Genomic DNA, 6,000 nt, shown 5'->3' with positions numbered 1-6,000 from the left:
GAGGCGGAGTGAGCCGAGGGAGAGGTCGTGCCCCTGTATCGCACCGTCCCCGAGCCTGGCTCCGGACAAATCAGTCCAATCCCCGAGGGCGTCGCGCCCGCGACGACAGCCGTTGACCCCAATGTGCCTTGAAGGCGCAATCAGAGAGGCCCGGCCGAATATTTGGCGACCGCCCAGGTTTGGCCGTTGTCCGCCTCTCCAGCACGGTCACTCAAGGGCTGCCAAGCCACTTTCGGCCAGTAGCCGCCATGCTGTGTAGCGCCCACAGCAGCCGCTTACGCGGGGTAGAGCGGTGCCCAATAGCGGACATGACGCGGGTCATCTTCCGCCTGCCGCTGGATCGGTACGGTCTCGCGTGCTGGGCCGCTGAAAAACCTGCGACGTCGATGCGCCTGACGGGACTTCGTTCGCGGACGCGCGGTGAAAGCTGCCATGGCTGCGTCGTCGAGAGTTTGAGACGCGCTGGCTCGGGTTTCTGTTCTCCCTGACGTGTCCGTCCCGCGCGCACGGCCGTGCTCACGGCTGGACACGCCGCCTTGGTCACGCTGAAGTTTTCCCGCCCGATCCAGGCCGCGAGGGGCGGCCGTGGCGCGGGGCGCTGAGCACCCGCTGAACCATGGCCGGCATCCCGAGCGTCATCGACCTTGCCAACATCACGGACGACACGCGCGCCGCAAGGGTGGATGGGGCGGCCGCGGGCGACACCAGCGGCATCTCTGTCGCCTCCGCGGGCGACCTGAACGGAGACGGCTACACCGACCTCGTCATCGGCGCGTATAGCGCTGCCCCATCAGGCCGCACGGGCGCCGGCAGCACCACCGTCCTGTTCGGAAGGGCAGACGGCTTTGGGAACGTCGACCTCGCGAACCTCTCGGCCGCGGACGGGTTCCGGGTGGACGGGGCGGCGGACGGCGACTTCAGCGGCCGCTCCGTTTCGTCCGCGGGCGACCTGAACGGCGACGGATACGACGACCTTGTCATCGGGGCCTACACGGCGAGCCCATTGGGCCGCACGAGCGCCGGCAGCAGCTATGTCCTGTTCGGGAAGGCGGTCGGCTTCGCGGACGTCGACCTCGCGAACCTCTCATCTGCAGACGGCTTCCGCGTGGACGGGGCAGCGGATTTCGACCTCAGCGGCACCTCCGTTGCCTCCGCGGGTGACTTGAACGGCGACGGATACGGCGACCTCGTCATCGGGGTCCTCAGCGCCGACCCGTTGGTCCGAGCGGGCGCCGGCAGCAGCTACGTCCTGTTCGGCAAGGCTGGCGGCCTCGCGGACGTCGACCTCGCGAACCTCTCGGTCGCGGACGGCTTCCGCGTAGACGGGGCAGCGGCGCTTGACCTCAGCGGCAACTCCGTTGCCTCGGCGGGTGACCTGAACGGCGACGGGTACGCTGACCTCGTCATCGGCGCCTACAGCGCCGACCCATCGGGCCGATCGGGCGCCGGCAGCAGCTACGTCCTGTTCGGCAGGGCGGGCGGCTTCGTGGACGTCGACCTCGCGAACCTCTCGGTCGCGGACGGCTTCCGCGTGGACGGCGCGGCGGCGCTCGACGTCAGCGGCAATTCCGTCGCCTCCGCAGGCGACGTGAACGGCGACGGATACGCCGACCTCGTCATCGGGGCTTACAGCACCGCCCCATCAGGCCGCACGGGCGCCGGCAGCAGCTATGTCCTGTTCGGGAAGGCGGGCGGTTTTGCAAACGTTGACCTCGCGAACCTCTCGGCCGCGGACGGGTTCCGCGTGGACGGTGCGGCGGCGTTCGACCTCAGCGGCTTCTCCGTCGCGTCGGCAGGCGACGTGAACGGCGACGGCTACGCCGACCTCGTCATCGGCGCGTACAGCGCTGACCCATCGGGTCGCACGAACGCGGGCAGCAGCTACGTCCTGTTCGGCAAGGCTGGCGGCTTTGCGGACGTCGACCTCGCGAACCTCATGGCCGCGGATGGCTTCCGGGTGGACGGAGCGGCCGAGCGCGACGTAAGCGGCACTTCCGTCGCCTCGGCGGGCGACCTGGACGGCGATGGCTACGCCGACCTCCTCGTCGGCGCCCCCGGCTCCAGTCCGGCCGGAAGGACCGCCGCCGGTTCCGCCACCGTCCTCTACGGCGAGCCGACCGAGGCGGTCTCGCGCACCGCCGGCGGGTTCCGGTCGGCGGCCTTCGGAGGCGACTTCGGGGACACGCTCACCGGCACGAACGCGGACAATCTCCTCGTCGGGCGGGACGGGGATGACACGCTCGAGGGCGGGGCGGGGGCGGACAGCCTCGATGGCGGCGCGGGGAACGACGTCGTCTCCTACGCTGGCGCCGCGTCGCGGGTCGAGGTGGGGCTCGGCGGCTTCGCGGTCGGCGATGCCGAGGGCGACGTCTTCGTCAGCGTCGAGGGCCTGATCGGCAGTGCCTTCGGAGACAGCCTCGGCGGCGCGGAGGGGGCCGAGACCCTCGACGGCGGCGCCGGGGACGACCTGCTGGTCGGCTTGGCCGGCGCGGACACCCTGCTCGGCGACACGGGGAACGACACGCTGGAGGGCGGAGCGGGGGCGGACAGCCTCGATGGCGGCGACGGGAACGACGTCGTCTCCTACGCCGGCGCCACGGCGCGGGTCGAGGCGGGCCTGGGCGGCGGCTTCACGAGTGGCGACGCCGACGGCGACGTCCTCGTCAGCGTCGAGGGCCTGATCGGCAGCGCCTTCGGCGACCGGCTGGAGGGTGGGAGCGGGGCCGAGACCCTCGACGGCGGCGCCGGGGACGACGTGCTGTTCGGATCGGCCGGTGCGGATACCCTCATCGGCGGGGCCGGGACCGACCTCGCCTTCTACAACCCGGGCGGCGCCGTCGCGATCACCGTGGACCTGGCCGCGGGGACGGGCCGCGGAGGCATTGCCGAGGGCGACGTGCTCAGCGGCATCGAGAACGTCATCACCGGCGGCGGCGACGACCGGCTGACCGGAAACGCGGCCGACAACTTCCTCAACGGCGAGGGCGGCGCCGACACGCTCGTCGGCGGCGCGGGGGCCGACACGCTGCAGGGCTCGACCTCCCTCTTCGGCGGCGACAGCGACTGGGCGGACTACGCCACCTCCGGCGCGGGCGTGGCGGTGAACCTGGCGGCGGGCACCGGGACGGGCGGCGACGCCGAGGGCGACATCCTGATCGCCATCGAGAACCTCGTCGGCTCGGCCTTCGCAGACGTCCTGACCGGGACCGACGGGGCGAACATCCTGCTCGGCGGCGAGGGGAACGACACGCTGGAGGGCGGGGCGGGAGCCGACAGCCTCGATGGCGGGGACGGGTCCGGCGACGTCGCCTCCTATGCCGCAGCGTCGTCCCGCGTCTCCCTCAGCCTCGCCGGTTCCGCGACCGAGGGCGAAGCGGTCGGCGACACCCTCACCGGCATCGAGGGGCTGATCGGGACCGCCTTCAACGACTTTCTCGGCGGCGCGGCCGGCGCCGAGACGCTCGACGGCGGCGCGGGCGACGACCTGCTCGGCGGGTCATTCGGGGCGGATACGCTCATCGGCGGCGCGGGGGTTGACCTCCTCACCTACGACTTCCCGGAGGCCGGGGCCGTCCTCGTGGACCTCACGCTCGGGACGGGGCGAGGAGGGTTGGCCGAGGGTGATGTGCTCATCGGCATCGAGTGCGTCTTCGGCACGGGCTCGGCCGACGCCCTCATCGGCGATGCAGGGGACAACTACCTCAACGGCCGCGGCGGGCCCGACACGCTCATCGGCGGCGCGGGGGCCGACACGCTCCAGGGCTCGACGACGATTGCCGGCGTCGAGGTGGATCTTGTGGACTACTCCGGCTCCGGCGCGGGCGTGACGGTGGACCTCGCGGCGGGCACCGGGACGGGCGGCGACGCCGAGGGCGACGTCCTCATCGCCATCGAGAACCTCACCGGGTCGGCCTTCGCAGACGTCCTGACCGGGACCGACGGGGCGGACACCCTGCTTGGCGGCGAGGGGAACGACACGCTGGAGAGCGGGGCGGGGGCGGACAGTCTCGACGGCGGCGGCGGCGCGGACGTGCTGTCCGGGGGTGCGGGGGTGGACAGCCTCACCGCGCGGGCGGGCGACGACACCTACGTGCTGGACGACGCCGGCGACATCGTGACGGAAGCGCCGGGCGGCGGCATCGACGTCCTCTACGTGAGCGTCACGACGGCGCTGCCCGAGAACGTCGAGGCGCTCGTCGCCTTCGGCACCGCCGCGGTGAACCTGACGGGCGGCGCGGGCGACGACGTCCTCGTCGGGAACGAGGCGGCGAACGTCCTCGCGGGTGGGGCGGGGAACGACAACTACTCCGTCAACGGCAGCTTCGACGTCGTGGTCGAGGCCGCCGGCGGGGGCATCGACACGGTCTATTCCACCGCCGACCTGACGCTGCCCGAGAACGTCGAGGTCCTCGTCCTCCTCGGCGCCGCGGTCTACGGCACGGGGAACGCGGGCGACAACGTCGTGCTCGGCAACGCGGCGGACAACATCCTCTCGGGCGGGGCGGGCTACGACGTGCTCGAGGGCGGGGCGGGCGCGGACATCCTCATCGGCGGCAACGGGCCCGAGCGCTGACGGGCGGGGCGGGCGCCGACCTGTTCCGCTTCGAGGGGCTGGCCGACGCCTTCGCGGGGGCGGTGAACACGGGCGACACCCTCCTCGACTTCACGCCGGGCGAGGACCGGATCCAGCTCAACGCGGCGGCCTTCGGGCTGACGGGCGTCGTGGCGGGGGTGACCTTCCTGTCGGCCGACATCCCCCAACCTGTCACCGCGCCACCGACGCTCCTCTACAGCGCGGCGACAGGGGGGCTGTTCCACGACGCGAACGGCACGGGGGATGGCGGCCTCACCCTCCTCGCCACCCTCGCCGGCAGGCCCACACTCTCGGCTGCCGATTTCGCGTTCTACTGACGACGGGGGGCGAGCGGGAGCAAGCGAAGGGGCACCGGCTCGCGCCCGCCGGCCGGAACCCGATGTCTGCCCTGGAGGAGGAGCCGCCGGAAACGGATCGTCAGCTCCCGGCCGACATCCGCTCAGCCGTTCAGCGCCCGATGCGGCCGTCCCGCAGAACTGGGGAGGTTAACAGGACACCAGCGCCAGCAGCGTGACCCAAGGCAAACCATCTCCTCCAAACGCGGGGCGGTTCTATCTGGCTCATGCAGAAGCCCGAGCGCATCGCCACCCGCCACTCGGCACAGGTCAACCAACGACGCCGGGCGTATGATATGAGCTTGAGAAGACTGGCCAGACGGCGAGGCAGGCGCAGACCAAGAGAGCACCACCGACGGTAAGGTCCGGCCAATATCCCGCTCGGCCGTAAAAGTCGCGCCAAGCGCGACGAGCCAACAGCCAGCCCAATCCTCCAAACCATCCTATGGCCATCGCGACCACCAGAGCACATGCCGAAAGTGCGACCCGGGGATCTTGTGTTTCGGGATGACTGAGAAAATAGCCTGCGAAAAAGGGGAGCGTTAGCGGGTTGCTCAGCGCGGTGAGAAGTCCGACTCGGAAATGACCGACCAGCTCTGACTGAGGATTTATCGCAACCGTTTCGCGCCTTGCGCCAACTCGCCGAAGCGTGCGCCAGCCAGCGCGAGCCAGAAGCGCGGCAAAGAGCAGGCGTCCTCCGATTTCAATGCCTGTCATCCCCGTCGTCACGCCGCTCCCAAGCGCTGAAGCTGCGAGCAATGCCCCGATTGCTGCTAAACCGGCGCCACAGCCAATTCCCAGCGCTGCAGCGGATACGCTGCGAGCCGATCCGGATAGGCTGGCACGCAGGACGATAAGAAGGTTCGGTCCGGGCGTTACTAGGACCAAGGCGTAGGACGGGATCAGGAGGCCGAGTGGAAGCAGCATCGACGCATCGAACACGAAACCATTCCTGCAAATGTCCTCGCGAGAGTAAGCAGGCCTCCGGCAACTGGCGCCTCACCCGATCGGGGGATGAGGCACCAACACCCGGCCGCAGTGTCGAGGCGGTTTGAAGGTCATCTTGCTCTG

3 protein-coding genes are annotated in these 6,000 nt (G+C 70.7%); 2 read left to right on the top strand and 1 reads right to left on the bottom strand.

What is annotated here, in order from left to right; all coding sequences use genetic code 11:
* Positions 1-616: 616 nt before the first annotated feature.
* Together ACE7GA_RS27505 and ACE7GA_RS27500 are read left to right on the top strand one after the other, a co-directional pair.
* On the top strand, positions 617-4,573 hold the full coding sequence (locus tag ACE7GA_RS27505; RefSeq protein ID WP_376100808.1) for a beta strand repeat-containing protein: 3,957 nt from the start codon (positions 617-619) through the stop codon (positions 4,571-4,573).
* 62 nt (positions 4,574-4,635) lie between these two features.
* Complete coding sequence (locus ACE7GA_RS27500) at positions 4,636-4,911, top strand: hypothetical protein (RefSeq protein WP_376100806.1); 276 nt, start codon at positions 4,636-4,638, stop codon at positions 4,909-4,911.
* Between the two features lie 288 nt (positions 4,912-5,199).
* Here ACE7GA_RS27500 and ACE7GA_RS27495 read toward each other — a convergent pair whose 3' ends face one another.
* Positions 5,200-5,856 carry a LysE family transporter gene (locus ACE7GA_RS27495; RefSeq protein WP_376101010.1) on the bottom strand — a complete coding sequence of 219 codons (657 nt, stop codon included), beginning with the start codon at positions 5,854-5,856 and terminating at the stop codon, positions 5,200-5,202.
* Positions 5,857-6,000 lie beyond the last annotated feature (144 nt).

This window comes from Roseomonas sp. CCTCC AB2023176 (genome assembly GCF_042259275.1).
In the GTDB taxonomy this organism is placed as follows: domain Bacteria; phylum Pseudomonadota; class Alphaproteobacteria; order Acetobacterales; family Acetobacteraceae; genus Roseomonas.
Note: the sequence above shows the minus strand (reverse complement) of the source record. Positions and strands in the feature narration are given on the sequence as shown.

What these genes read in the sequence shown, in the direction of transcription:
- ACE7GA_RS27505 (WP_376100808.1), top strand. Translation starts at nt 617, where the DNA reads ATGGCCGGCATCCCGAGCGTCATCGACCTTGCCAACATCACGGACGAC.
- ACE7GA_RS27495 (WP_376101010.1), bottom strand. Translation starts at nt 5,856, where the DNA reads ATGCTGCTTCCACTCGGCCTCCTGATCCCGTCCTACGCCTTGGTCCTA.